The sequence below is a fragment of the Xylophilus sp. Leaf220 genome (genome assembly GCF_001421705.1).
GTDB lineage: Bacteria > Pseudomonadota > Gammaproteobacteria > Burkholderiales > Burkholderiaceae_C > Xylophilus.
Genome location: NZ_LMKO01000025.1, coordinates 114,401 through 138,971 on the forward strand (window position 1 = coordinate 114,401; position 24,571 = coordinate 138,971).

Consider the following 24,571-nt stretch of genomic DNA (forward strand, 5'->3'; position numbering starts at 1 on the left):
GTGCTCAACCGAAGTGGCAGATGTAGTGGTAGGGCTCGGTCACCCGTATCTGGAAGCTCGAGTTGCCCGGTACGCTGAATTTCTCGCCAGGGCCCGAGGTTTTCCAGTCGTCGGTGCTGGCCAGCTTGTACTGGCAGCCGCCGGCCACGCATTCCATGATTTCGGGGGCGCCGGTGTTGAAGGTCAGCTCGGCCGGCAGGACCACGCCCACCGATTTCTTCGTGCCGTCGGCGAGGGTGATGCCGTGGCTGACGCATTTGCCGTCGAAGTAGACGCTGGCCTGGGTGCTGACGGAGACGCCGTCGAAAGTCTGGGTGGTCATGGAGCTGCTGCTTTCCGCAAGAGGGGCTGCGAGGAACGAACCGGCGATTTTAGGCGTGCCGCCCGCGCCGCTCGCCGCGTCCCCATTCGCCTGCATCCGATCGCCGAACGACCGCGTAATGGATGCATCGGCCACAATTGCAGGATGCCTGCAGAACACCCCGACCAAACCCTGATCGACCTTATGCAGCGCATCTCCACCCACGACAACGACGCCGCCGCTGCGCTGCGCGAACTGTACGACGCCACCTCGTCGCGCCTCTACGGCGTGGCCCTGCGGGTGACCGGCAACAGGAACTGGGCCGAAGATGTGCTGCAGGAGGCGTTTCTCAACATCTGGCGCATCGCCGGCGACTACCGCGTCAGCCTCAGCCCGCCGATGGCGTGGATGGGCGTGATCGTGCGCAGCCGTGCGCTCGATTTCCTGCGGCGCCGCACCAGCGAACGGGCCGACCAGGGCGTCGAGCTCGACGACTACATCCAGGACACGGTGGCCGGCGACGGCACCAACCCGGCCGAAGCGGCGGAATTGAGCGAGCAGGCCTTCGCCCTGCGCCAGTGCCTGTCGCGGCTCGAGGCCAAGCAGCGCGAGGTGGTCAGCCTGGCCTACATGCGCGACCTGAGCCACGGCGAGCTGTCCACGCAATTGAAGTTACCCCTGGGCACCGTCAAGACCTGGATCCGCCGGGGCTTGGAGCAACTGCGCCAGTGCATGGCGAGGCACGCATGAACCTCCGCAACAACCCGGATCTCCTCGACCAGCTGGCTGCCAGCCACGCGCTGGGCACCCTGCGCGGCGGCGCGCGCCGACGCTTCGAGACGATGGCCCGAGAGAATGCCGAGATCCGGGCCCGCGCCTTGGTCTGGCAGGAGTGCTTCGGTTCGATGACCGAGCTGCTGCCGGCCGACCGGCCGAGTGCCAACGTCTGGAAGCGGATCGAGATCCAGCTGAACTCGGTCCGGCAGCAGGCGGCCGCGGCCACCAGTTCCCCCTCTTCCGCGCTGGTCGAGCAGCTCCGCCGGGCGCTGAGCCTGTGGCGCAGTGCGGCGATGGCCGGTGGCCTGGCCGCGGCGGCGGCGGTGCTGGTCGCGGTGCGGCTCGACGGCCAGGTGGAACAGCAGGGCACGGCATTGGCCCAGGCCCGCACCCAGGAGGCCACGCTGACGGCGCAACTCCAGCAGACATCCGCCCAGCTGCAGCAGACCTCCGTGCAGCTGCAGCAATCGGCCAACCTGGAGTACGTGGCGGTGCTGCAGGACGACGCGGCGGCCGCGTCGATCCTGGTCACCTTCGACCCGGTCAAGCGCCAGCTGACGATGAAGCGGGTGGGCGGCTACCAGGAAGCTTCCGACAAGTCGCTGCAACTGTGGGCGCTGCCGCCGTCGGGCGGACCCCAGTCGCTCGGCGTGATGGGCCCCGACCGGATGATGCAGGTCAGCGCAGCCGCCGGCCAGGTGGCCGACGTGCCGGCACTCGCGATCAGCCTGGAGCCCAAGGGCGGCGTGCCGCCCGGCAGCGGACCGACCGGGCCGATCCTGTTCAAGGGACCGTTGCTGAAGACGACGCTCTAGGCGGTGCTATCGATTCGATAGCTGGAGGCCGGCGACTGGTGCCGGCCACCGCCATGATCGGCATGAAAAAAGGAGCCCAGGGGCTCCTTTTTCAGTTTCGAGGCCTGTAGCAGGCGCTCAGCGCCAGCCCCGGCCATAACCCCGGCTGTAGCCCAGGTTGAGCGACATGCCGATCGGTGCCACATAGGCGGGGGCATAGGCCGGCGCAGCGTAGTAGCTGGGGGCGTACACCACCGGCGGCGAGGCGATGACCGTCGTCGGCGCGCTGTAGTACGAGGGCACCACGACGCCGGGCTCTGCATAGGCCGGTGCCTGGGTATAGGCGGGGGCGGGGTTCTGGTAGGCCGGCTGCTGGGTGCTGTAGCTCGATCCGCCGTTTCCGTCGTAGCCGTTGCTCTGGACGGCCCCGACCTGCACAGGCACCCACTGGCCCGGGTCGCTGGCCATGCGGGTGTTGTAGCGGCGGCCGGCATATTCGTAGGCGACGTCGTAGCCGACGGTGCGGTTCTCGTACGAGGTCTGCGTGGAGCAGTTCTGCACGTTCTGCACCTGGGTGGCGCCGGGGCCTTCGATGTTGTTGCCGAGGACCGCGCCGCCCACCAGGCCCAGCGCCGTGGCCGCCGCCCGGCCGCCGCCGTGGCCGATCGCGTTGCCCAGCACGCCGCCGGCCACCGCGCCCATCACCGCGCCCGCGCCGGTGCGCGGCGCCTGGGTCACCACCTGCTGGGTACCGCAGTACTGCTGCGGCACCGCCACCTGCTGGACGACCGGCGTGACGGAGAGCACACGCCCCATCTCCCCGGAACTGCCGTTTTGCGCGACGGCGCCGCCGGCGGCCAGGGCCAGGGTGGTGAAAGCCAATACCGTTTTCATAAGGAGTCCTTCATCGAAGCGCGCCTGCGCTCCTTCGGAAATTGGAGTCTAGGGACCTGGGCGGGGTTCCGTGCCGCCGGACCGGTGAAGCTCTGTAAATGTTCGTCGCCGGCCCGCGGTTGACGAAGCGCGGGTAAAGCGCCGCGGTCAACCGATCCGCGCCTGCCAGTCCAGGGCGTCGAAACCCACGGTGACGCGGCCGTCGGGCCATTCGACCACCGGGCGCTTGACGACGCTGGCATGCGACAGCATCAGGCTGCGCGCGCCGGCCTCGGTGCCGGCCGCTGCCTGGGCGGCCGGGTCCAGGCCGCGCCAGGTGGTGCCGCGGCGGTTCAGCAGCAGCTCGTCGCCCACGGCCGCGCGCCAGCGGTCGAGCGCCGCCTCGGGCACGCCGTCCTTCTTGAAATCGTGGAAGCGGTAGGCGACGCCGTGGTCGGACAGCCAGGCACGTGCCTTTTTCACCGTGTCGCAATTCGGGATGCCGTAGAGGAGGGTCATGGCCCCGATTGTCGCCAGGTCGGCCTGCACCCGGGTGTCGGCCCGATCCCCGGTGGGCGACAATCCCGCTCCCATGCACACACTGTCCGACTGGCTCGCCCACTGCGAGCGCCTGCACCCCATCGGGATCGAAATGGGGCTCGACCGCGTGCGCGAAGTGGCCCGCCGCCTGGATCTGCGCTTCGACTGCCCGGTCGTCACCGTCGCCGGCACCAACGGCAAGGGGTCCACCTGCGCGATGTTCGAATCGATCGCGCTGCAGGCCGGCTGGAAGACGGGCCTCTACACCTCGCCCCATCTGGTGCATTTCGAGGAGCGCTGCCGGGTGCGCGGCGAGATCGTGTCGGCCGAGGCGCTGCTGCCGCACTTCGCCGCGGTGGAGCAGGCGCGCACCCAGGGCGGCGAGGGTGCGGGCGAGGTCTCGCTCACCTATTTCGAGTTCACCACGCTGGTCATCCTGCGGCTGCTGTCGCAGGCCGGCCTCGACGTGGTGGTGCTGGAGGTGGGCCTGGGCGGCCGGCTCGACGCCACCAACATCGTCGACGCCGACTGCGCGATCATCACCAGCATCGACATCGACCACACCGGCTTCCTCGGCAACACCCGGGAGCTGATCGGTTTCGAGAAGGCCGGCATCCTGCGGCCCGGCCGTCCGGCGGTCGTCAGCGACCCGGCGCCGCCCGCCAGCGTGCTGCGCCATGCCGAGGCGATCGGCGCCGACGTCTGGCGCACCGGGACGGATTTCAATATCTCCGGGGACAAGCAGCAGTGGGGCTGGGCCGGCCGGGGCCGGCGCTACAGCGGGCTGGCCTACCCGGCCCTGCGCGGCGCCAACCAGCTGGTCAATGCCGCGGGTGTGCTGGCGGCGTTCGAGGCGCTGCGCGACCGGCTGCCGGTCACCGCCCAGGCGGTGCGCACCGGTCTGGCCCTGGTCGAGCTGCCCGGCCGCTTCCAGATCGTGCCGGGCCAGCCCACGCTGGTGCTGGACGTGGCCCACAACCCGCATTCGGTCGCGGCCCTGGCCGAGAACCTCGACGCGATGGGCTTCTTCCCGACGACCCACGCCGTCTTCGGTGCCATGGCCGACAAGGACCTGGGGCAGATGCTGGCGCGTATTTCTCCCCTGGTGGATCGCTGGTATTTCACCGACCTGCCGATCCCCCGCGCCGAGACCGCCACCCACCTCTGCGGCAAATGGAACGCGCTGCAGATGGTGGCCGGCGGACGCCGCAACGTGCCCGCGCAGGCCTTCCCGGGCCCCCAGGCGGCCCTGGATGCGGCGGTGGCCGCCGCGGACCCGGCTGATAGAATCGTGGTCTTTGGCTCGTTCCATACCGTGGGTGGCGTGCTGCAGGACGGCGTTCCGCGCCTGCACGCCAAGCACCTCGGTTAGCTCCCTTCGCACTTCATGGCTTTTTTCAAGTTCCGCTGGCCAGGCCGCAAAGGGCAGGACGACACCAAGGCGCCGCGGTCCCGCCGGATGCCGCAGGCCGAGAGTGCCGCCGTGCTGCGCCGGCGTGCCCGCCACCGGCTGATCGGTGCCACGGTGCTGGTGGCGCTCGGCGTGATCGGCTTCCCGATGCTGTTCGACACGCAGCCCCGGCCGATCCCGGTCGACATCCCGATCTCCATCCCCGACCGCAACAAGACGCCCGCCCTGGTGCTTCCGGAGAACCGCGCGGCTGCCGAGGCCGAAGCCGCCAAGAAGCAGCCCGCGCCCGCATTGTCCGCCGGGCTCGACGAGGGCGAGGAAATCGTTTCTTCGGCCCCGGTGAACGCACCGGCTGGAAAGCCGCCTGCTGCCAAGCCTGCCGACAGCCCGGTCGCCGAGACGCGCAAGGAGCCTGCCACGCCGAAGGTGGAGGCGCCGCACGTGGCCGCCGCCGTTCCGAAACGCGAAGTCAAGCCCGAGGCAAAGCCTGAATCCAAGACCGAGCCGAAGGCCGAAGCGCGCCCGGCTCCCGCCGCCGTGGCCCGTGCCGACGATGCGGCCCGCGCCCGGGCGCTGCTGGAAGGCCGCACCGTGCCGCCGGCCGCCGTCGTGGCCGACAACGCTCCGGCCGCCGCTGCATCCGATGCCGCAGCCGCCCGGTTCGTCGTGCAGGTCGGCGCCTTCGGCGACACCGCCAAGGCGCAGGAAGCGCGCGCCAAGCTGGCCCGCAGCGGGCTCAAGACCTATGTGCAGTCGGTCGACACCAAGGACGGCAAGCGCCACCGGGTGCGCGTGGGTCCGTTCGCGAACCGGGCCGAGGCCGACCAGGCGGCGGCGCGCATCCGCGGGCTCGATCTGCCCGCGAGCATCCTCGCGCTGTGAGTTCGCCGCGCGATGGCTGCGGTCGATTGGATTTTCGCGGCGGTCCTGCTCGCGTCGCTCCTGCTGGGGCTCTGGCGGGGGCTGGTGTTCGAGGTGTTGTCGCTTCTCGGCTGGGTGGTGGCGTTCTTCTGTGCCCAGTGGTGGGCGCCGGCGATGGCCGACTGGCTGCCCTTCGGCGATCCGGGCGATTCGGCCCGGTACGCGGCGGGTTTCGTGATCGTTTTCATCGGCGCGGCTTTTGCATGCGGCCTGATGGCCTCGCTGATGCGCAAGCTGGTCTCCACCGTGGGCCTGGGCCCGGTGGACCGCAGCCTGGGCGCGGTGTTCGGTGTGGTGCGGGCCGGCGTTCTGCTGCTGGCCGCGACGGTGGTGATCGAGATGACCGGTCTCAAGGACATGCCGTGGTGGCAGGCGTCGCAGAGTGCGCCGCTGCTCCGCACGGGGCTGGCAGCACTGACGCCGGTGCTGCCCGACGCGTTGGTTCGTTTTCTCCCTCAATAAGGTTGGTGCTCCCATGTGTGGAATCGTTGGCGTAGTCAGCAAGACGCCCGTCAATCAGCTCATCTACGACGCACTGCTGCTGCTGCAGCACCGCGGGCAGGATGCCGCCGGCATCGTGACCCAGCTGGAGCGCAAGTTCTTCATGCACAAGGCCAAGGGCATGGTGCGCGACGTGTTCCGCACCCGCAACATGCGAGGCTTGCCGGGCAACATCGGCCTGGGCCAGGTCCGCTACCCTACCGCCGGCAACGCCTACAGCGAGGAAGAGGCCCAGCCTTTCTACGTCAACGCGCCGTTCGGCATCGTGCTGGTGCACAACGGCAACCTGACCAACGCCGCCGAGCTGCGCGGCGAGCTGTTCCTCACCGACCACCGCCACACCAATACCGACAGCGATTCCGAAGTGCTGCTCAACGTGTTCGCGCACGAGCTTGAGCGCTCGACCCGCGGCGTGCCGCTGCAGGCCGAAGAGGTGTTCGCCGCGGTGCGCCATGTGCACAAGCGGGTGAAAGGCTCCTACGCGGTGGTCGCGCTGATCGCCGGGCACGGCCTGCTGGCGTTCCGCGACCCGTTCGGCATCCGGCCGCTGTGCATCGGCCGCAGCCCCGACGGCACCGTCATGGTGGCCAGCGAATCGGTCGCGCTCGAAGGTTCGGGCTACGTGTTCGAGCGCAACGTGGAGCCGGGCGAGGCGATCTTCGTCGACACCGACGGCACGCTGCATGCGCAGCAGTGCGCGGCCCAATCGGCGCTCTATCCGTGCATCTTCGAGTTCGTGTACCTGGCGCGGCCCGATTCGGTGCTGGACGACATCTCGGTCTACCAGGCCCGCCTGAACCTGGGCGAGGCCCTGGCCAAGCGGGTGGTGTCTACCGTGCCGCCGAGCGAGATCGACGTGGTGATCCCGATCCCCGAATCGAGCCGCCCGAGCGCGACCCAGCTCGCGCACCTGCTCGGCATCCCGTACCGCGAAGGCTTCGTCAAGAACCGGTATGTCGGCCGCACCTTCATCATGCCGGGCCAGGGCGTGCGCAAGAAATCGGTGCGCCAGAAGCTCAACGTGATCGGCAGCGAATTCAAGGGCCGCAACGTGCTGCTGGTGGACGACTCGATCGTGCGCGGCACCACCAGCCGCGAGATCGTGCAGATGGCCCGCGACGCCGGCGCCAACAAGGTCTACCTGGCGAGTGCCGCGCCGCCGGTGCGCTACCCCAACGTCTACGGCATCGACATGCCGACCAGCACCGAGCTGGTCGCGTCCGGCCGCACCGTCGAGGAGGTGCGCCAGCTGATCGGCTGTGACGCGCTGATCTACCAGGACGTCGAGGGCATGAAGAAGGCAATCGGTTCGCTCAACCCCAAGCTGAGCGGCTTCGATGCGTCGTGCTTCGACGGCATCTACGTCACTGGCGACATCAATCCCGACGACATCACGCGCATCAACGAAGCGCGGATCGGCCAGGAAGAGCCCTTCGCCGACGACGACACCTCGCGCCTGGCCCTGCCCAACGCACAACCCGCCTGACGCCGGCACCCCGTTCCACGATGACCCAACGCACCCGTACCCGCTTCGCCCCGTCGCCTACCGGCTTCATCCACCTCGGCAATATCCGCTCGGCCCTGTACCCGTGGGCCTTCGCCCGATCCACCGGCGGCGACTTCGTGCTGCGGATCGAAGACACCGACGTCGAGCGTTCCACCCAGGCATCCGTCGACGTGATCCTGGAAGGCATGGCCTGGCTGGGCCTAGACCACGACGAAGGCCCGTTCTACCAGATGGAACGGATGCAGCGCTACAAGGCGGTGCTGGCCGAACTGCAGGCCGCGGGCCATGTCTATCCCTGCTACACCTCGGTGGCCGAGCTCGACGCGCTGCGCGAAAAGCAGATGGCCGCCAAAGAGAAGCCGCGCTACGACGGCACGTGGCGCCCCGCGCCCGGCAAGACCCTGCCCGCCATTCCCGACGGCGTGCAGCCGGTGCTGCGTTTCAAGAACCCGCAGGAGGGCGTGGTGGCCTGGGACGACAAGGTCAAGGGCCGGATCGAGATCTCGAACCTGGAATTGGACGACCTGGTGATCGCCCGGCCCGACGGCACGCCCACCTACAACTTCTGCGTGGTGGTCGACGACATCGACATGGCCATCACCCACGTGATCCGGGGCGACGACCACGTCAACAACACGCCGCGCCAGATCAACATCTTCGAAGCCCTCGGCAAGACGCCGCCGGTGTACGCCCACCTGCCCACCGTCCTGAACGAGCAGGGCGAGAAGATGAGCAAGCGCAGCGGCGCCAAGCCGGTGACGAAGTACCGCGACGAGGGCTACCTGCCCGACGCGATGGTCAATTACCTGGCCCGTCTGGGCTGGAGCCACGGCGACGATGAGATATTCAGCCGCGCGCAGTTTCTCGAGTGGTTCAACCTGGACCACCTGGGCCGCAGCGCCGCCCAGTTCGACGAGGCCAAGCTGCGCTGGGTGAACGCCCAGCATTTGAAGGCCATGGCCGACGATGCGCTCGCGCCCCTGGTCGCCGAGCAGCTCCGCCGCCTGGGCGTGGAAGCCGACGACCGGCTGCCGCGCATCTGCGGCTTGCTGAAGGACCGTTGCGACACGACCGTCTCCCTGGCAGAGTGGGCCGCACGCTTCTACGACGAGGTGCCCGCCTCTGAAGAAGAGCGCGCCCAGCACCTGACCGCCGCCGCGCTGCCTGCCGTCGACACGCTGGCCGACAAGCTCACCACCTGCGAATGGACCAGGCCCGCGATCTCTGCGGCGATCAAGGAAACGCTCGCGGCCCACGGCATCAAGATGCCCCAGCTGGCGATGCCGGTGCGGGTGCTGGCGGTCGGTACGGCGCACACGCCGTCGGTCGATGCGGTGCTCGAATTGCTCGATCGGCAAATTTTGTTGGAGCGTTTGCGAAAGCGCTGAAAACCTGTATATAATTCGAGGCTCAGAAGTTGACAACAAGCAATGCGCAAAACGCAAAGCAGGTTGAAGACAGATGGGGGTATAGCTCAGCTGGGAGAGCGCTTGCATGGCATGCAAGAGGTCATCGGTTCGATCCCGTTTACCTCCACCATTTCTGTTCGGAAGTTCCAAGGTTTTGACCCTATCGTCTAGAGGCCTAGGACATCACCCTTTCACGGTGAGTACCGGGGTTCGAATCCCCGTAGGGTCGCCAAGTTTGTAGCGCTTGGTTCCCGCAGTTCGCTGCGGGCACGAAAGCTGCCTACCAGGAGTGGTAGTTCAGTTGGTTAGAATACCGGCCTGTCACGCCGGGGGTCGCGGGTTCGAGTCCCGTCCACTCCGCCAAATTTCCGCGAGGAAATCAAAGGGTCGCATCAGCAATGGTGCGACCCTTTTCGTTTTCTTATTTCCGCTTTCAGTTTTCGCGGCAATTTTGTACCCGGGTATGCAAATTGCGAGATGCGCAGGATCGGGCGCAGGTCGTCTGCCCCGAGCCTGCCTGTGGTGCAAGAACGCGAAAGCTGCCATGACGTACAACGAGAGACTGGCGATAGCGGCCCATCTGCATGTCCTCCTCCGCCGTATCACCGGGCGTGTCACGGACGTGGAATGGATGGCGGTGAACGACGATTACGCCCTGCACATCAAGAACTACTCGGCGCAGAAGGCCGCCGAGACCGCCCGCCCCGAATTGGTCGAGTGGGCCGACAAGCTTTTCATCGACGCCAAAACCGCGGCCGTGGCTCCCAATGCCCGGAGCGCCGGACCGCTGAGCGATGGCGCTGACCGTCCAGCCGAAGCGCCCATCCTGCGCGGCCGCACCGAGAAGAGCCAGAAGTATGTCGGGGGCTTGAGGATGTGAGTGCCGGCGTGCGCGGCGTCAGGCTTCGGTTGAGGGCGGCGCCTCCCCTGGCGGATCCAGCGGCGGCGCGCGATACACCAGCACCTTGAGCGACCGCTCCTCCGACACGTCGGCGAAGACCGGCGGATTGGCCAGCCGTTCGACGAAGGCCAATTCCGGCGCCAGCGCACGCATCTGGTCCTGTAGGAACGCCGTTCCCAACTCGGGCGCGTTGAGGCACAGCAGCACATGGCCGTCGGGCTCCAGCAGGTCGGGCAGGCGCCTGATCAGCCGGGCATAGTCCTTCGTCGCGACGAAGCTGCCCTTCTGGTAGCTGGGCGGATCGACGATCACCAGGCCATAAGGGCCGGAACGGTTGATCTTTCCCCACGAACTGAACAGATCGTGCGGCAGGAAGCTGGCGTTGGCCATGACCGCGTTGGCGCGGTGGTTCTGCTGGCCGATGCCGAGCGCGCCCTGGCTCATGTCGAGGTTGGTCACCTGCCGGGCGCCGGCCTGCAGGGCGACGACCGAGAAGGCGCAGGTGTAGGCGAACAGGTTCAGCACCCGCACCCGCGACCGGGTGTTCGCCCGTGCCGCGACGTATTCCTGCACCCACCGCCTGCCGGCTGCCATGTCCAGGAACAGTCCGTGGTTCTGGCCCTTGCCGACATGGACGCGGTAGCGCGCCCCGGCTTCGGTGACCCAATGCGGATCGGGCACCGTACCGGCCATGGTCCGGGTGTCGCTCCGGCCTTCGTGGCGGCACTGGAACACCCAGTTCAGCGGCGCGCCGGGCGACAGCTGCTGCCACCGTTGCTCCAGCGCGGCGTCCACGCGCGCCAACGCGTCTTCTGCGATCGGCTGGAAGCTGGTCAGCACCCAGACCGGCGCAAAGAAATCGAGCGAGAGATGCGTGCAACCGGGATGCAGCCCGCCGCGGCCATGGAAGATGCGTTCCGCGTCGGTGGGCAGGGGCATCGTGGCGATGGCGTCTAGCAGGGCTTGCATGGGAGTTGGAGGTCGGCAGGGCGGGGGGATAGGCCAGGGCAGGCCAGGGCAGGGCCGCGATTGTGTCGCACCGGAGCACAGGTAGGACATTTCGCCCTGCGATAAAGCGCCGCCGGAAGGCCGCAATCGCCAATAATGCGGGCCATGCACCTTCTGCGCACCTCCTCGTTACTGGCCCGCCTGGCCCTGGCGTGGTTCGTGATGACCTTGTGCGTCGCCGGTGCCTCGCCGGTGGTCCATCCGGTGGCGATGGAGATCGTCTGCGCCGCTGGCGGCAGCGTGAAGGTCGTCGTCACCAGCGACGACGGCACGGCGGTGGAGGTCGGGCAGCACGCGCTCGATTGTTCGCTCTGCTTCGCGGCCACGGTGCCGTTCACGGAAACCGGGGCTTTGCCGGAGGTGCCCCAGCCCCTGGCCCATGCGCTGCAGCCGATCGCCGCTGCGCACATCGCCGCCCTGGTCGGCGCGCCGCTGCCGGCCCGCGGGCCCCCCGCGCGAGCCTGACGCCCGGCATCGCGTCCTCCGGACCAGGCCCCGAATGCGGGCCGGTCCTCGGAAACCCCGCCATCCCGCGACGCGGTCCTCTCGCCGTGGCACGCTGCCGCAAGTGACCGGGCCGTCGCCGCAACCCATCGGCAGCGTGCGGTAACGGCGGCGTTGCGCCCTGCGGGCGGGGCGCCGACGATCCGCGTCGGTAGTTACGGCTGCGATTCCTTCTCTCGGCGGCAGTGCGCACGGTCACGCGGCACGCCTCCGATCCCTTTTCCCGAGGCCCCGGCGCATGTCCGTGGGTCCTTCACCGGCGCCACCATGCCTTCGAACCATCACTCCCCGCATCCGCTCGCACTGGCCCTGGGGCTGACCTGCACAGCCGCCGCGATCGGTATCCCCGCCCATGCGCAGCCCGCCACCGGTGCGGCGCTGCCCACCGTCGTCGTCTCCGACTCGGTGCCGATCCCCAACGGCGTGCTCGACCTCGACACGCCGAGCGACACCGGCAGCCGCCTGGGCCTTACGCCGCGCGAGACGCCGGCCACGGTCACGGTCGTCGACCGGGCCACGATCGACGCGCGCGGCGCCCAGGACACGCAGGAGATCCTGCGCGCCATCCCGGGAGTCACCGCCCACAACGCGCCGGGCAGCATCGGTGTGAGCTACCGCGGCTTCAACAGCGGCTCGATCGGCCAGATGTTCAACGGCGTCAACCTGCAGTACTCGATCGCGGCACGGCCGGTGGACAGCTGGATCTACGACCGGGTCGAGGCGATCGGCGGGCCGTCGAGCTTTCTTTTCGGCTCGGGCGCGGTGGGGGGATCGTTCAACTACATCACCAAGCTGGCCGTGCGGCGCGACATATCCGAAGCGCAACTGCGGCTCGGCAGCTACGGGCTCAAGGAAGCCTCGTTCGGCCTCAACCGCCGCGTGGCCGGCGACGGGTCCGGCGCCGGCGACCACTACGCCCGCATCGACCTGAACCACCGCGAGGCCGGCGGCTGGACCGACGGCACCCGCAGCCGCTCCACCCAGCTCGCCGCCTCGCTGCTGTTGGACCTGGGCCGCGGCTGGACCCACACGCTGGCCTACGAATTCCAGGACGAGCAGGTCGACCGGCCCTATTGGGGTACGCCGGTGCTTAATCCCGCGGTCGGCAGGCTACGGGTGGACGAGGGCACCCGCTTCAAGAACTACAACAGCACCGACGGCGTGTACGCGCAGCGGGTGCAGTGGCTGCGCTCGCTGACCACCTGGCGGGCGAGCGATGCGCTGCAGTTCCAGAACACCTTCTATGCCTACGACGCCCTGCGCGACTACCGCAACGTGGAGACCTACCGCTTCAATGCGGCCAACACCGCGGTGATCCGCTCCAGCGCGCTGCTGCAGCGGCACGACCAGCAACTGGTCGGCGACCGGATCGACGGCACCTACAAGGGGCGGCTGGCCGGCCTGCGCAGCGACTGGTCCTTCGGGCTCGATGTGAGCGTCAACCGGCAGACCCGGTTCCCCAACAGCCTCGCCACCACGGTGAGCACGGTCGACCCGTACCGCTTCGGCACCGAGCGCTTCTTCGACATCCCCGGCATGTCGCCGGGCTTCAGACCCGACCGCGACAACAGGATCACCACCGCCGCGCTGTATCTGGAGAACCGCACCGCACTGCTCCCCGCGCTGAACCTGGTGACCGCCGCGCGCCACGAGCGGATCGACCTCGACCTGACCAACCGCCGCGAAGTCACCGCCGCCGCCCCGGCGAGCTTCGCCCGCGGCTACGCGCCCACCACCGGCCGCATCGGCCTGGTGTGGGACGTGGCGCCCGGTGCCAGCGCCTATGCGCAGTATGCGACGGCCGCCGATCCGCCGTCGGGCATCCTCTCGACCGCATCGTTCGCCGACGTGCGCAACAACAGCGCGCTGACGACCGGCCGCCAGGCCGAGGTCGGGACCAAGCTCGATTTCTGGCAGGGCAAGGGCACGGCGACGCTCGCGGTGTACGACATCGTCCGCAAGAACGTGGCCTCGCAGGATCCGGCCAACAGCGCGCTGACAGTGCTGGCCGGCCGGCAATCGTCCCGCGGCGCGGAACTGGCGGTGGGGGTGCAGCCGAGCCGGCGCTGGTCGGTGCAGGCCAACCTGGCCTATGTCGATGCGAAGTACGACAGCTTCCGGCAGGGCGGCCTGGTGCTGGACGGGAAGACGCCGGTCAACACGCCGCGCACCGTGGCCAACCTCTGGACGTCCTACGCATTCACCCCGGCGTGGGAGGCGACCGTCGGCATCCGCCGCGTCGGCCAAGTCTACGCGGATGCGGCCAACACGCAGTACTGGCCGGCCTATGCGCTGCTGGACCTGGGCCTGCGCTACCAGGTGAGCCGCAGTGTGTCGCTGGTCGGCCGGCTGCGCAACGCGACCGACCGGGTGTACGCCGCCAACGTCGGCACCCAGGCCTACCTGGGCGCGCCCCGCACTGCGGACATCGCGCTGCGCGTGGCGTTCTGAGCGGCGGGGCATCCGATGCGCACCCACGCCAAACGCTGGTTGTTCCTGGTCCACCGCTGGGTGGGCATCGTCGCCTGCGCGTTCTTCGCGATGTGGTTCGTCTCCGGCATGGTGATGATGTACGTGGGCTATCCCAAGCTCACCGAATCCGAACGGCTGGCGCACCTGCCGCCGCTCGACGCCGCGGCGCCGGTGCTGCCGCCCCTGCAGGCGCTGCGGGTGGCCGGCATCGGCGAGCCGGTCCGGGAGCTGCGGCTGGCGCAGGCCAGCGGCGGGCGCGCGGTCTATCTGGCGACGCCGTTGGCGCCAACCGTGGCCGCGCCCGGCATGTCGACTGCACGGGGCGCAGGCATCGTCGTCGTCATCGACGCCCTGACCGGCGAGCGACTGCCCGCGGTGGATGCGCCGCGCGCCCTGGCCACGGCGGCCACCTATGCCGGGCCGGGCGTCGGCCTGCGGTACGAGGGCACGATCGACGAAGACGCCTTCACCCATTCGCGCGGCCTGGACGCCCATCGGCCGCTGCACCGGGTGCAGCTGGCGGACGCCGATGCGACGCTGCTCTACATCTCCGGCCAGACCGGCGAGGTGGTGCGCGATGCGCCGCGGGCCGAGCGGCTCTGGAACTACGTCGGCACCTGGATCCACTGGCTGTACCCGCTGCGCGGCACCGTTTTCGACGGCTACTGGGCGGCGATCGTCGACGGGCTCTCGATCCTCGGCATCGCCGCGGCGGTCACCGGCACGGTGGTCGGCCTGCTGCGCTGGCGCTTCCGGCAGCCCTACCGCAGCGGAGCCCGTTCGCCGTACCAGGGCCGCGCGATGCGCTGGCACCATGTGGCGGGCCTGCTGTTCGCGCTGACGACGATCACCTGGATCTTCAGCGGCCTGATGTCGATGAACCCGTGGAAGATCTTCGACAGCGGCGCGCCGCCGTTGCGCACCGAGGGGCTGCAGGGCGGCGCGCTGTCGTGGTCGGCGGAGGATGCGACGCCGCAGGCACTGCTGGCAGCCGCGGGCCCCGGCGTGCGGGAGCTACGCTGGATGCGCATCCTCGGCCGCACCACCGCGCTGGCGCAAGGTGTCCAGGGGAGGCCGGCGCTGCTCGACACGGCCGACGCCGCGCCGCGCACGCTCGATGCGGAAATGGTGCGCGCGGCGGCGTCGCAACTCCTGCGGGCCCCGGTCGCGCGCATCGACCGGCTCGACGCCCACGACCTCTACTACTACAGCCGCGAGGCGCACACCATGACCGGCGGCACCGACCGGCCGCTGCCGGCTCTCCGCGTGGTCTTCGCCGACACCCATGCGACCTGGGTGCACGTCGATCCGCTCACCGGCGGGGTCCTGGGCCGCACCGACAGCCACCGCCGCACCAGCCGGTGGCTGTTCGCGATGCTGCACAGCTGGGACTGGCTGCCGCTGCTGGACCGGCGGCCGGCGTGGGACGTCGTGCTGCTGGTCCTGAGCCTGGGCGGGACCGCCCTCAGCCTGACCGGCGTGGTGATCGGATGGCGCAGGCTGGGGACCAAACTGCGCAGCATTCGGTCACCCGGGGCGCAGTGGGCGGAGAACGAGGCGACCCCAGCCGCGCCTGCCGTGGCGCGTCGCTGACAGGGTCAAGCGCCGCGTGGCCCGGCAGGCGCTCAGCGTCCGCTGAGCCCCATGCCCACCGGTGCCTTGCCCCGCTTGCGCATCTGCATCAGCGTCACGGCCAGGCCGAGGCGGATCAGGATCGACAGCAGCGCGACGTACAGTCCGGTGTAGAGCAACTCGCGCTCCCGCTGTTGGGCGACCTGCTGGCGCTCCCGCAACAGCCGGTTCTCGGTGGCGACGATCTGGGCGACCTCGTCGCGCACCGCATCCATCAGTTGCTTGCCCTTGCCGGTGGCGATCACGGCGGCTGCGGCAGGGAAGCCGCTGGTGCGACGTGCCGCGACAGCCTTGCCCATTTCTTCGAGCTTCGCGTCCATCAGCGACTGCAAACGGTCCATCTGCGCCGCCTGGATCGCGCTGCCGACCAAGAGCTCGCGCAGCCGTGCGAAGGCCAATGGCGCATTGCCGATGGCGTTGCCGTACGGCGTCAGGTACTCGTCGTCGCCGGTGATCACGAAGCCGCGCTGGCCCGTCTCCGCATCCTGCAGCGAGATGAACAGCCGGTCGACCTCGCCCAGCACCTGGTAGGTGTAGTCGACGCGGTAACGGCTCTCGACCAGTTGCTGGTGCAGGTGGTGCGAAAGATAGGCGCCGATCGCGATCACCATCGCCATCGGGACCGCGGAGACCACCGACCAGACCAGCACCCGCCGCGGCGGTACCCGCCATCGACGCGCACGGGGCCAGCGAATGCCGGCGAAGCCCGGCGCGGAGGCAGAGGCGGGTGGGGACAGGGCGGAGTCGTTCACGGTGGGTGGCGGGTCGGGCGGCGGAAAGGCGGTGCGAGGCGCATGCCTGGATGGCGGGAGCCTAGGGGGGCGGCCTGTGCCGGACAGCGAGAAGACCGCGTAACGTCTTGTAGGCGGCGCCTGGAACGGTGTCGGCTGCCGTCTACCGGGTAAAACTGATTGCTATCGATTGGATAGCTAGAGGCCGGCGCAGGAAGCCGGCTGCCGGCCTTTTTCATCCACATACTGGCGACGGTCGCCGCCGGCGATACAAAACGCGGCCAGCCCCTCAGCCGCCGTTGTTCCAGGTACGGAACGGACGCACCGCCAGGTTCGAATTGAAATACCGGGCATCGCCCGTGACCTCCGCACCCACCCAGTCGGGCAGGGCGAAGGCCTGGTCTTCCGATGCCAGTTCGATCTCCGCGACCACCAGCCCCGCGTTGTCGCCCTCGAACGCATCCACCTCCCAGGCCATGCCGGCGTGCACCACCACATGGCGCGTCTTCCGCACTACCGGCCCGTCGCACAGCAGCAGCATCGCCTCGGCATCGGCCAGCGGCACCGGGTATTCGAACTCGGCCCGGGTCGCGCCGACCGACACGCCCTTGATGGTGAGAAAGCCCTGGTCGCCCGCGATCCGAACCCGCACCGTGCGCGACTTGTCGCGGTTCAGGTAGCCCTGGCTGTAGCGGGTGCCGGGCGCGGTGCGCCAGGCGTCGCCTGTCACCAGGAACTTGCGTTCGATCTCGACGGCCATGGTGGGTGTTCCGAACGGCGGCGCTCAGGGCGCGTCCGGGCCCTTGAGTTCTTCGACCGGCTCGTTGTTCAGCACCGCGCGCATCCGCTGTTCGTCGAGCTCGTCGGTCCATTTGGCGACGACGAGCGTCGCCACGCCGTTGCCGATCAGGTTGGTCAGCGCCCGCGCTTCCGACATGAAACGGTCGATGCCCAGGATCAGCGCCAGGCCGGCCACCGGCACGTGGCCGACGGCCGACAGCGTCGCGGCCAGCACGATGAAGCCGCTGCCGGTGACACCCGCCGCGCCCTTGGAGGTGAGCAGCAGCACGGCCAGCAGCGTGATTTCCTGCACCAGGGTCATGTCGGTGTTGGTCGCCTGGGCGATGAAGACCGCCGCCATCGTCAGGTAGATCGAGGTGCCGTCGAGGTTGAACGAGTAGCCGGTCGGGATCACCAGTCCGACGCAGGTCTTCCTGGCGCCGAGCCGCTCCATCTTCTCCATCATCCGCGGCAGCACCGACTCGGAAGACGAGGTGCCCAGCACGATCAGCAGCTCTTCCCGGATGTACTTGATGAACTTCCAGATGCTGAAGCCGTGGAACCGCGCGATCAGCCCCAGCACCACGAAGATGAACAGCAGGCAGGTGAGGTAGAACACGCCCATCAGCTTGCCGAGCGAGAACAGCGAGCCGACGCCGTACTTGCCGATGGTGAACGCCATCGCGCCGAAGGCACCGATCGGCGCCAGCTTCATGATGTAGTTGACGATCACGAAGAGCACGTGCGAGCCCTTCTCGATCACATCGAACACCAGCGTGCCGCGGCCGCCGAACCTGTGCAGCGCGAAGCCGAACAGCACCGCCAGCAGCAGCACCTGCAGGATCTCGCCCTTGGCGAACGCGTCGACGAAGGTGTTGGGGATGATGTTGAGCAGGAAATCGACCGTGCCCTGCATCTTGCCGGGGCCGGTGTAGGCGGCGATGGCCTTGGTGTCGAGCGTCGACGGATCGATGTTCATGCCGGCGCCGGGCTTGAACAGGTTGACCAGCACCAGGCCCACGATCAGCGCGATGGTGCTCACCACCTCGAAATACAGCAGCGCCAGGCCGCCGGTCTTGCCGACCTTCTTCATGTCCTCCATGCCGGCGATGCCGACCACCACCGTGCAGAAGATGATCGGCGCGATGATCATCTTGATCAGCTTGATGAACCCGTCGCCCAGCGGCTTCATCGATTCGCCGACCTGCGGGTAGAAATGCCCGAGCAGCACGCCGATCACCACCGCGGTGATGACCTGCACATAGAGCGAGCGGTAGAACGGCTTCTTGGTTGCCAGGGGTGGGGCAGTGGTCATGGGAGGGCTCCAGGAAAAGACGGCAGCGCTGGCGCTTGTGGAAGGTATGGTGACGGCCAGCAGACAGGCACGCCGCCGCCCCGGTGGCGGTTGGCATGCGACCGGTAATGTAGTCGCCCGCCGTGCCGGCCGCCGGGGCCGGCGCGCCCGGTCGGCCGCGGCGGGAGGGATTGTCCGGCGGCCGCCCCTGCGGCGCGATGCTTTCTGGCTATCGAAAACTTAGCCTGCCCGCAGGGCGAATGCGTGCGGGATCGGGTAGGGCGCGCGTTCCCTTTGCGCATAGCCCGGCGCCGGCAGGGCCTGGGGCGCGTCGCTAGAATCGCGCTCCCGCGCCGGTGCCCCGCCTGCGCGGGTTTCCGTTTTCGGGGCCATGTAGAGGACCACCATGTACAAAAACCTCGTAGCCGCGCTCGCGGCCGCCTGGGCTTTTCCCGCCGTTTTTCCCGCCCGTGCCGCGCCGGATGCGCCGCCCGCCGCATCCCCGCCCGTCAAGGCCGCCTTCGTCTACGTGACCCCGGTCACCGCCGCAGGCTGGGTGCGCCAGCACGAGGACGCACGCCAGGCGGTGCAGCGCGCCCTCGGCACCCGGGTGCAGACCAGCTTCGTCGAGGACGTGGCCGAAGGCGCCGACGCTGAGCGGGTGATCCGCGACCTGGCCCGGCAGGGCAACCGCATCATCTTCACCCCCAGCTTCGGCTACATGGAGCCGACCCTGAAGGTGGCGCGCGACTTTCCCGGCGTGAAGTTCGAATCGATCACCGGCTACAAGCAGGCGCCCAACGTGGCGACCGCCAACGCCCGCTACTACGAAGGCCGCTACCTGGCCGGCATCGCCGCCGGCCGGATGAGCAAGACCCACGTCGCCGGCTACGTGGCGGGCTTCCCGATCCCCGAGGTGCTGCAGGGCATCAACGCCTTCGCCCTCGGCATGCGCTCCGTCGATCCGAAGGCCCAGGTCCGGGTGGTGTGGCTCGACGCCTGGTTCGACCCGCCGAAGGAGCGCGACGCCGCCATGGCCCTGTTCGACCAGCAGGCCGACGTCGTCGCCTTCCACACCGGCTCTACCGCCGTCATGGCCGCGGCGCAGGAGCGCGGCAAGTGGGCCGTCGCCTACCACTCCGACATGCGTGCGATAGCACCCGACGCGCAGATCGTCGCCGTCACCCACCAATGGGGCGACTACTACACCCGCCGGGTGCAGGCGGTGGTCGACGGCACCTGGGCTCCGGGCAACCTCTGGGGCGGGGTGAAGGAGGGCATGATCCGCGTCGGCGACTTCGGCCGCACGGTGCCCCGGCCGGTACAGGACGAGGTCCTCGCCCGCCAGAAGGACATCGCCGCCGGCACCCTGCAGCCCTTCCGTGCCGTCGCCGCCGACATCCGCGACAACACCGGCACGGTGGCGATCGCACGAGGTACGCAACTGTCGGACGAGCAGATCCTGAAGATGAACTGGCTGGTCGAGGGCGTACAGGGGCGGGTGGGGCGCTGATGCGCCGACCGCACCGCCCCGGCCGCATACGGCCTATCCGTGGCCGCGTATGCGCGCGGCCTGCCATTTGCTTAAAGTTTCTCCCATGACCCACGCCTACCGCGCCGCCCTTCTCCGTTTCGCCGACGACCGTTCCGCCCTCTACGAGGAGGACGGGCTGTTGGTCGTGGGGCCCGACGCCGAGGGCCGGCAGGTGGTGCTGGCGGCCGGTGCCTACGGTGCGGTGGCGCCACGGTATCCGCAGGTGCCGGTGGAGCATCTGCCAGGCCGCATCCTGGCGCCGGGCTTCGTGGACATGCACATCCACTATCCGCAGACCGACATCGTCGGCGCGCCGGCCGAGGGATTGCTGCCGTGGCTGGAGACCTACACCTTCCCGCACGAGTCGCGTTTCGACGACCCGGCCTTCGCGGCCGAGGTGGCCACGTTCTTCGCCGACGAGCTGCTGCGCAACGGCGTGACCACCGCGCTCACTTTCGCTACTTCGCATCCGCAGTCGGTCGATGCCCTGTTCGCCGAGGCGCAGCGCCGGCAGATGCGGCTGATCACCGGCAAGGTGCTGCAGGACCGCCATTCGCCCGACGGCGTGCGCGACCGCACCGAGCAGAGCCTGCAGGACACCGAATCGCTGATCCGCAAGTGGCACGGCGTCGACCGCCTGGGCTACGCGATCACGCCGCGTTTCGCACCCACCAGCACCGAGGCGCAGCTGCGCGGCGCGGGCGACCTCGCGGCGCAGTACGCCGATACCTGGATCCAGTCGCACGTGGCCGAGAACCTGGGCGAGATCGCCTGGGCGCGGGAGCTGTTTCCGGCGTCGCGCAGCTACCTGGCGGTCTACGACGATTTCGGCCTGATGCGGGAGCGGGCCGTCTACGCCCACTGCATCCACTTCGACGACGACGACCGTGCCCTGATGCGCGACCGCCGCACCGTCGCCGCGGTCAGTCCCACCAGCAACCTGTTCCTCGGCAGCGGCTTCTTCGACTATGCGGGCGCCGACCGGGTCGGCTTCGGCTACGGCCTGGCCAGCGACGTGGGCGGCGGCACCAGCTTCAGCCCGTTCGCCACGATGCTGGCCGCCTACTACGTCGGCCGCGAGGGCCAGACGAAGCCGGGCCTGAGCCTGTCGCCGCAGCATCTCTGGTGGCAGCACACAGCGGGCGCCGCGGCGGCGCTCGGCCTGGGCGGCACCATCGGCAGCCTGCAGCCGGGCACCGAGGCCGACTTCGTGGTGCTGAACCCGAAGGCAACGCCGCTGCTGGCCCGGCGTACCGCGCAGGCGCAGAACCTGGACGAACTGCTCTTCGCGATGATCGTGCTGGGTGACGACCGGCTGATCGAGCGCACCGTCATCTCGCAGGCTTCGGCGGCCGGTTCCGAATGAAAAGTGGCTGCAGCCGGCGTCCCGTGCCGGCCTGTAGCTATCGAAAGAGGAGCAAAGGTCGATAAGATCGGCAGCGGCGCCGGTGCGACAATCGCCGGCTTTGTTTTCTCTGCCGAAGGCCCGTTTTCCATGACCATCAAAAGCGACAAGTGGATCCGCCGCATGGCCGAGCAGCACGGCATGATCGAGCCGTTCGAGCCGGCCCAGGTGCGCCAGAACGGCGACAAGAAGATCATCAGCTACGGCACCAGCAGTTACGGCTACGACATCCGCTGCGCGCCCGAGTTCAAGGTCTTCACCAACATCCACAGCACGGTGGTGGACCCGAAGAACTTCGACGAGAAGAGCTTCGTCGACATGCACGGCGACTACTGCATCATCCCGCCCAACAGCTTCGCGCTGGCACGGACCGTCGAGTACTTCCGCATCCCGCGCAACGTGCTGACGATCTGCCTGGGCAAGAGCACCTACGCCCGCTGCGGGATCATCGTCAACGTCACCCCGTTCGAGCCCGAGTGGGAAGGCTACGTGACGCTGGAGTTCTCCAACACCACGCCGCTGCCGGCCAAGATCTACGCGGGCGAAGGCTGCGCGCAGGTGCTCTTCTTCGAGAGCGACGAAGTCTGCGAGACCAGCTACAAGGACCGGGGCGGCAAGTACCAGGGCCAGCACGGCGTGACCCTGCCGCGGGCCTGACTGAGAACGCAATTTGCCCGGTCACGGCCGGCGTACGCCGCTTTCGGATTTGTCCTACGAGTCGATACGAAGTCCGCCCGGGGTGCAAGTTACGTAACAAAATAGCATGGAGCCATTCCAGCAGGAGGCCACCATGTCCGCATTCAAACAAATCGCCCAACTCGTCGACGCACCTTTCGCCATCGTGGTGGGATCGGTCGGTGCAGTCCTGATCGCCATCCAGCTCGGCGCCGTCGGCATGGTGGCGCAGGCCCAGGTCGACAAGGCCCACGAGCGCGACAACCATGCGCAGGGCCAGCGCATCGCCGTAGCGCACTGCCTGGGCGCGCAGGGCGTCGGTGGTCACGCCGCCTGCGTCAAGGAGCAGATGGAGCGGTCGCCCGCAGGGAACGATGCCCGCATCGATACGCTGGCCGTGTCGTCGGTGGCGGCCCGGAACACGTTCGTCGCCAGCGACGCCGGTTTCGTGCCGGTGGGCTACACCTACAGCCGCTGAGGCCCTTGTCGACGCCGGCAGCGTCGTCCATCGCACCATGCAAAACGCCGACCGGCAGGTCGGCGTTTTGCATGGTGTGGAGCAGACGGTCAGCGGCTCTGGCTGAAGGCGATCAGGTCGGCATTCAACTGGTCCTTGTGGGTGACGAAGAGGCCGTGCGGGGCGCCGTCGTAGCGCTTGTATTCGGCCGACGGCAGCGCCTTGGCGGCCTCGTCGCCGCTGGCGGCCGGTGGCACGGTGCCGTCGTCGGTGCCGTGGATGATCAGCGTCGGCACCGTGATCTTGGCCAGGTCTGCACGGAAGTCGGTTTCGCTGAAGGCGCGCACGCAATCGACCGTGGCCTTGGGCGAGGCGGGCAGGGCCAGGCTCTGTGCCCAATCCAGGGTCGCGGAACTGACCGGATGGCTCAGCAGGCCCACGCCGAAGAACTTCTTGCCGAACCCTTCCAGGAAGCCGGGCCGGTCGCCCTGCAGTCCGTCGACCATCTCGTCGAAGACGCTCTTGTCGACGCCGGTGGCGTTGTCGGCCGTCTTCAACAGATAGGGCGTCACCGCGCTCATCAGGACGACGGCGCCGATGCGGCTCTGGCCGTGGCGGCCGATGTAGCGTGCGACTTCGCCGCCGCCCATCGAGAAGCCGACGAGCACCGCGTCCTTCACGTCCAGGTGTTCCAGCAGCGCATGCAGGTCGTCGGCCAGGGTGTCGTAGTCGTAGCCGTTCCAGGGCTTGGACGACTCGCCGAAGCCGCGGCGGTCGTAGGCGATGACCCGCAGGCCGTGCTTCGGCAGCTCGGCCAGCTGGTACTCCCACGACTTGTGCGACAGCGGCCATCCGTGGATCAGCACCACCGGCCGGCCCTGGCCGAGGTCCACGTAGTGCAGGTCTACGTTCTCGCCGGAATTGCCAGGAATAGTCAATATGCTCATAAGAACCTTTCGTATGGAGGTGGATGTTTTCGAGCGGACATGTCCATCGCCGCTGTCAGGCCAACAGTGTTCGGAGCGGCGCACGGCCGCGATGTGAGGCGCCGCCGCAGGCATCGGTAGTCCACCTGCCTGCCGACGCGCGGGATTTCGGACGGCACCTGCGCCGCGCGGCAATTGCTACGGAAGGAAACCCCGGCGAATGCGCCGGATCGCCGCCGCTACCATCGGCGCTTCGCCGGAAACCCTTTCCCGGCACAGGAGCTACGCATGCGCTGGGAAGGCAACGAACAATCCGACAACGTCGAGGACCGGCGCAGCGAAGGCGGCGGAGGGGGTGGCGGCTTCGGTATCGGGGGGCGCAGCATCGGCATCGGCACGATCGCCGTCGCCCTGATCGGCGGCTGGGTGCTGGGCATCAATCCGCTCACCATGCTGAGCATGCTCAGCGGCGGATCGCCTGCGCCGCAGGCCCAGCACCAGGGACCGGCGCACGCGCCGCCCGCCAACGACCAGCAGGCGGCCTTCGTCTCCACCGTGCTGCGCAATACGGAAGAAGTTTGGGGCCAGATCTTCCGCGAGCAGGGCGGCACCTACCAGCCGGCGCGGCTGGTCCTGTTCCGCGGCGCCACGCCGACCGCCTGCGGCACCGGCCAGTCGGCGATGGGCCCGTTCTACTGCCCGGGCGACAAGAAGGTCTATATCGATCTGGGTTTCTACGACACGCTCAAGAACCAGCTCGGCGCGCCCGGTGAGTTCGCCCAGGCCTATGTCATCGCCCACGAGATCGGTCACCACGTGCAGGACGAACTGGGCATCACCGCCAAGGTCGATGCGCTGCGCGGCCGCCAGAGCCAGTCGCAGAACAACGCGACCAGCGTACGGGTGGAGTTGCAGGCCGATTGCTTCGCCGGGGTGTGGGCGCAGCGCTCGCAGCAGTCCAAGCAGTGGCTCGACCCGGGCGACATCGCCGCGGCGATGAACGCGGCCGAGAAGATCGGCGACGACACCTTGCAGCGCTCCGCCGGCCGGGCGGTGGTGCCCGACAGCTTCACCCACGGCTCCAGCGCCCAGCGCCAGCGCTGGTTCAACACCGGCTACCAGAGCGGCGACATCAAGACCTGCGACACCTTCAACGCGCGAAGTTTGTAATCGAATAGGCCGCGGGCCGGCGCCGGATGCCGGCATCCAGCTATGGAT

At 68.6% G+C, this 24,571-nt stretch carries 24 protein-coding genes and 3 tRNA genes; 19 read left to right on the forward strand and 8 right to left on the reverse strand.

Going from position 1 to position 24,571, the window contains the following annotated elements:
* Positions 1-4: 4 nt before the first annotated feature.
* Positions 5-322 (reverse strand): pyrimidine/purine nucleoside phosphorylase, encoded by a 318-nt coding sequence (locus ASE76_RS16970; RefSeq protein WP_055842213.1) that lies wholly within the window; start codon positions 320-322, stop codon positions 5-7.
* A 144-nt stretch (positions 323-466) separates the two neighbouring features.
* Between ASE76_RS16970 and ASE76_RS16975 the strand changes: the two genes are divergently transcribed.
* Together ASE76_RS16975 and ASE76_RS16980 are read left to right on the forward strand one after the other, a co-directional pair.
* Positions 467-1,051: an RNA polymerase sigma factor gene (locus tag ASE76_RS16975; RefSeq protein WP_055842215.1), complete on the forward strand. Its 585-nt coding sequence runs from the start codon at positions 467-469 to the stop codon at positions 1,049-1,051.
* Entirely contained in the window at positions 1,048-1,893 is an 846-nt protein-coding gene (locus ASE76_RS16980) for an anti-sigma factor domain-containing protein (RefSeq protein ID WP_055842219.1), read from the forward strand. The genes ASE76_RS16975 and ASE76_RS16980 overlap by 4 nt, the downstream gene beginning before the upstream one ends.
* A 117-nt stretch (positions 1,894-2,010) precedes the next feature.
* Here ASE76_RS16980 and ASE76_RS16985 read toward each other — a convergent pair whose 3' ends face one another.
* Both ASE76_RS16985 and ASE76_RS16990 read right to left on the reverse strand, forming a co-directional pair.
* Positions 2,011-2,766, reverse strand: a complete 756-nt coding sequence (locus tag ASE76_RS16985; RefSeq protein WP_055842222.1) for a glycine zipper 2TM domain-containing protein — start codon at positions 2,764-2,766, stop codon at positions 2,011-2,013.
* A 147-nt stretch (positions 2,767-2,913) separates the two neighbouring features.
* The gene (locus ASE76_RS16990; protein WP_055842224.1) at positions 2,914-3,264 is read right to left on the reverse strand and encodes a Spx/MgsR family RNA polymerase-binding regulatory protein; all 351 of its coding nucleotides are present in this window, start codon (positions 3,262-3,264) and stop codon (positions 2,914-2,916) included.
* Positions 3,265-3,337: 73 nt separating this feature from the next.
* Between ASE76_RS16990 and folC the strand changes: the two genes are divergently transcribed.
* The 9 genes from folC to ASE76_RS17035 all read left to right on the forward strand — a co-directional run bounded on the left by folC (position 3,338) and on the right by ASE76_RS17035 (position 9,914).
* A complete protein-coding gene (folC, locus tag ASE76_RS16995) occupies positions 3,338-4,657 on the forward strand; it encodes a bifunctional tetrahydrofolate synthase/dihydrofolate synthase (RefSeq protein WP_055842229.1) in 1,320 nt (439 codons plus the stop codon).
* A gap of 15 nt (positions 4,658-4,672) precedes the next feature.
* Positions 4,673-5,578 carry an SPOR domain-containing protein gene (locus ASE76_RS17000; RefSeq protein ID WP_055842232.1) on the forward strand — a complete coding sequence of 302 codons (906 nt, stop codon included), beginning with the start codon at positions 4,673-4,675 and terminating at the stop codon, positions 5,576-5,578.
* Positions 5,579-5,590: 12 nt separating this feature from the next.
* A complete protein-coding gene (locus tag ASE76_RS17005) occupies positions 5,591-6,079 on the forward strand; it encodes a CvpA family protein (RefSeq protein WP_055842235.1) in 489 nt (162 codons plus the stop codon).
* A gap of 13 nt (positions 6,080-6,092) precedes the next feature.
* Positions 6,093-7,604 (forward strand): amidophosphoribosyltransferase, encoded by a 1,512-nt coding sequence (gene purF, locus ASE76_RS17010; protein WP_055842238.1) that lies wholly within the window; start codon positions 6,093-6,095, stop codon positions 7,602-7,604.
* A 20-nt stretch (positions 7,605-7,624) separates the two neighbouring features.
* Positions 7,625-9,013 (forward strand): glutamate--tRNA ligase, encoded by a 1,389-nt coding sequence (gene gltX, locus ASE76_RS17015; protein ID WP_055842241.1) that lies wholly within the window; start codon positions 7,625-7,627, stop codon positions 9,011-9,013.
* Between the two features lie 75 nt (positions 9,014-9,088).
* Positions 9,089-9,164, forward strand: a tRNA-Ala gene (locus ASE76_RS17020).
* A gap of 26 nt (positions 9,165-9,190) precedes the next feature.
* Positions 9,191-9,266, forward strand: a tRNA-Glu gene (locus tag ASE76_RS17025).
* Between the two features lie 54 nt (positions 9,267-9,320).
* Positions 9,321-9,397, forward strand: a tRNA-Asp gene (locus tag ASE76_RS17030).
* A 181-nt stretch (positions 9,398-9,578) separates the two neighbouring features.
* Entirely contained in the window at positions 9,579-9,914 is a 336-nt protein-coding gene (locus ASE76_RS17035; protein WP_055842244.1) for a hypothetical protein, read from the forward strand.
* A gap of 18 nt (positions 9,915-9,932) precedes the next feature.
* On the opposite strand, the gene ASE76_RS17040 is transcribed toward ASE76_RS17035, so the two are convergent.
* Positions 9,933-10,904, reverse strand: a complete 972-nt coding sequence (locus ASE76_RS17040; RefSeq protein WP_055842247.1) for a class I SAM-dependent methyltransferase — start codon at positions 10,902-10,904, stop codon at positions 9,933-9,935.
* 144 nt (positions 10,905-11,048) lie between these two features.
* Between ASE76_RS17040 and ASE76_RS17045 the strand changes: the two genes are divergently transcribed.
* From ASE76_RS17045 to ASE76_RS17055, 3 genes are all read left to right on the forward strand, one after another.
* The gene (locus ASE76_RS17045; protein ID WP_055842249.1) at positions 11,049-11,408 is read left to right on the forward strand and encodes a hypothetical protein; all 360 of its coding nucleotides are present in this window, start codon (positions 11,049-11,051) and stop codon (positions 11,406-11,408) included.
* 306 nt (positions 11,409-11,714) lie between these two features.
* On the forward strand, positions 11,715-13,898 hold the full coding sequence (locus tag ASE76_RS17050; RefSeq protein ID WP_055842252.1) for a TonB-dependent siderophore receptor: 2,184 nt from the start codon (positions 11,715-11,717) through the stop codon (positions 13,896-13,898).
* A gap of 15 nt (positions 13,899-13,913) precedes the next feature.
* Positions 13,914-15,512, forward strand: a complete 1,599-nt coding sequence (locus tag ASE76_RS17055) for a PepSY domain-containing protein (protein WP_055842255.1) — start codon at positions 13,914-13,916, stop codon at positions 15,510-15,512.
* 32 nt (positions 15,513-15,544) lie between these two features.
* Here the strand turns inward: ASE76_RS17055 and ASE76_RS17060 are convergent, their stop codons facing one another.
* The 3 genes from ASE76_RS17060 to ASE76_RS17070 form a co-directional block, all read right to left on the reverse strand.
* Positions 15,545-16,303, reverse strand: coding sequence for a CHASE3 domain-containing protein (locus ASE76_RS17060; protein ID WP_156362843.1), 759 nt, complete (start codon positions 16,301-16,303; stop codon positions 15,545-15,547).
* Positions 16,304-16,571: 268 nt separating this feature from the next.
* Positions 16,572-17,042 (reverse strand): CYTH domain-containing protein, encoded by a 471-nt coding sequence (locus ASE76_RS17065; RefSeq protein WP_055842261.1) that lies wholly within the window; start codon positions 17,040-17,042, stop codon positions 16,572-16,574.
* A 24-nt stretch (positions 17,043-17,066) separates the two neighbouring features.
* The gene (locus tag ASE76_RS17070; RefSeq protein ID WP_055842264.1) at positions 17,067-18,377 is read right to left on the reverse strand and encodes a dicarboxylate/amino acid:cation symporter; all 1,311 of its coding nucleotides are present in this window, start codon (positions 18,375-18,377) and stop codon (positions 17,067-17,069) included.
* 385 nt (positions 18,378-18,762) lie between these two features.
* Here ASE76_RS17070 and ASE76_RS17075 point away from each other — a divergent pair, with 385 nt between their 5' ends.
* The 4 genes from ASE76_RS17075 to ASE76_RS17090 all read left to right on the forward strand — a co-directional run bounded on the left by ASE76_RS17075 (position 18,763) and on the right by ASE76_RS17090 (position 22,448).
* On the forward strand, positions 18,763-19,869 hold the full coding sequence (locus ASE76_RS17075) for a BMP family ABC transporter substrate-binding protein (RefSeq protein ID WP_055842273.1): 1,107 nt from the start codon (positions 18,763-18,765) through the stop codon (positions 19,867-19,869).
* 85 nt (positions 19,870-19,954) lie between these two features.
* The gene (gene guaD, locus ASE76_RS17080) at positions 19,955-21,256 is read left to right on the forward strand and encodes a guanine deaminase (protein ID WP_055842275.1); all 1,302 of its coding nucleotides are present in this window, start codon (positions 19,955-19,957) and stop codon (positions 21,254-21,256) included.
* 129 nt (positions 21,257-21,385) lie between these two features.
* The gene (gene dcd / locus ASE76_RS17085) at positions 21,386-21,952 is read left to right on the forward strand and encodes a dCTP deaminase (RefSeq protein WP_055842278.1); all 567 of its coding nucleotides are present in this window, start codon (positions 21,386-21,388) and stop codon (positions 21,950-21,952) included.
* A gap of 133 nt (positions 21,953-22,085) precedes the next feature.
* Complete coding sequence (locus tag ASE76_RS17090) at positions 22,086-22,448, forward strand: hypothetical protein (protein ID WP_156362845.1); 363 nt, start codon at positions 22,086-22,088, stop codon at positions 22,446-22,448.
* A gap of 89 nt (positions 22,449-22,537) precedes the next feature.
* Here ASE76_RS17090 and ASE76_RS17095 read toward each other — a convergent pair whose 3' ends face one another.
* Positions 22,538-23,374 (reverse strand): alpha/beta fold hydrolase, encoded by an 837-nt coding sequence (locus ASE76_RS17095; protein WP_055842283.1) that lies wholly within the window; start codon positions 23,372-23,374, stop codon positions 22,538-22,540.
* A 267-nt stretch (positions 23,375-23,641) separates the two neighbouring features.
* Here ASE76_RS17095 and ASE76_RS17100 point away from each other — a divergent pair, with 267 nt between their 5' ends.
* The gene (locus ASE76_RS17100) at positions 23,642-24,523 is read left to right on the forward strand and encodes a neutral zinc metallopeptidase (protein ID WP_055842288.1); all 882 of its coding nucleotides are present in this window, start codon (positions 23,642-23,644) and stop codon (positions 24,521-24,523) included.
* Positions 24,524-24,571 lie beyond the last annotated feature (48 nt).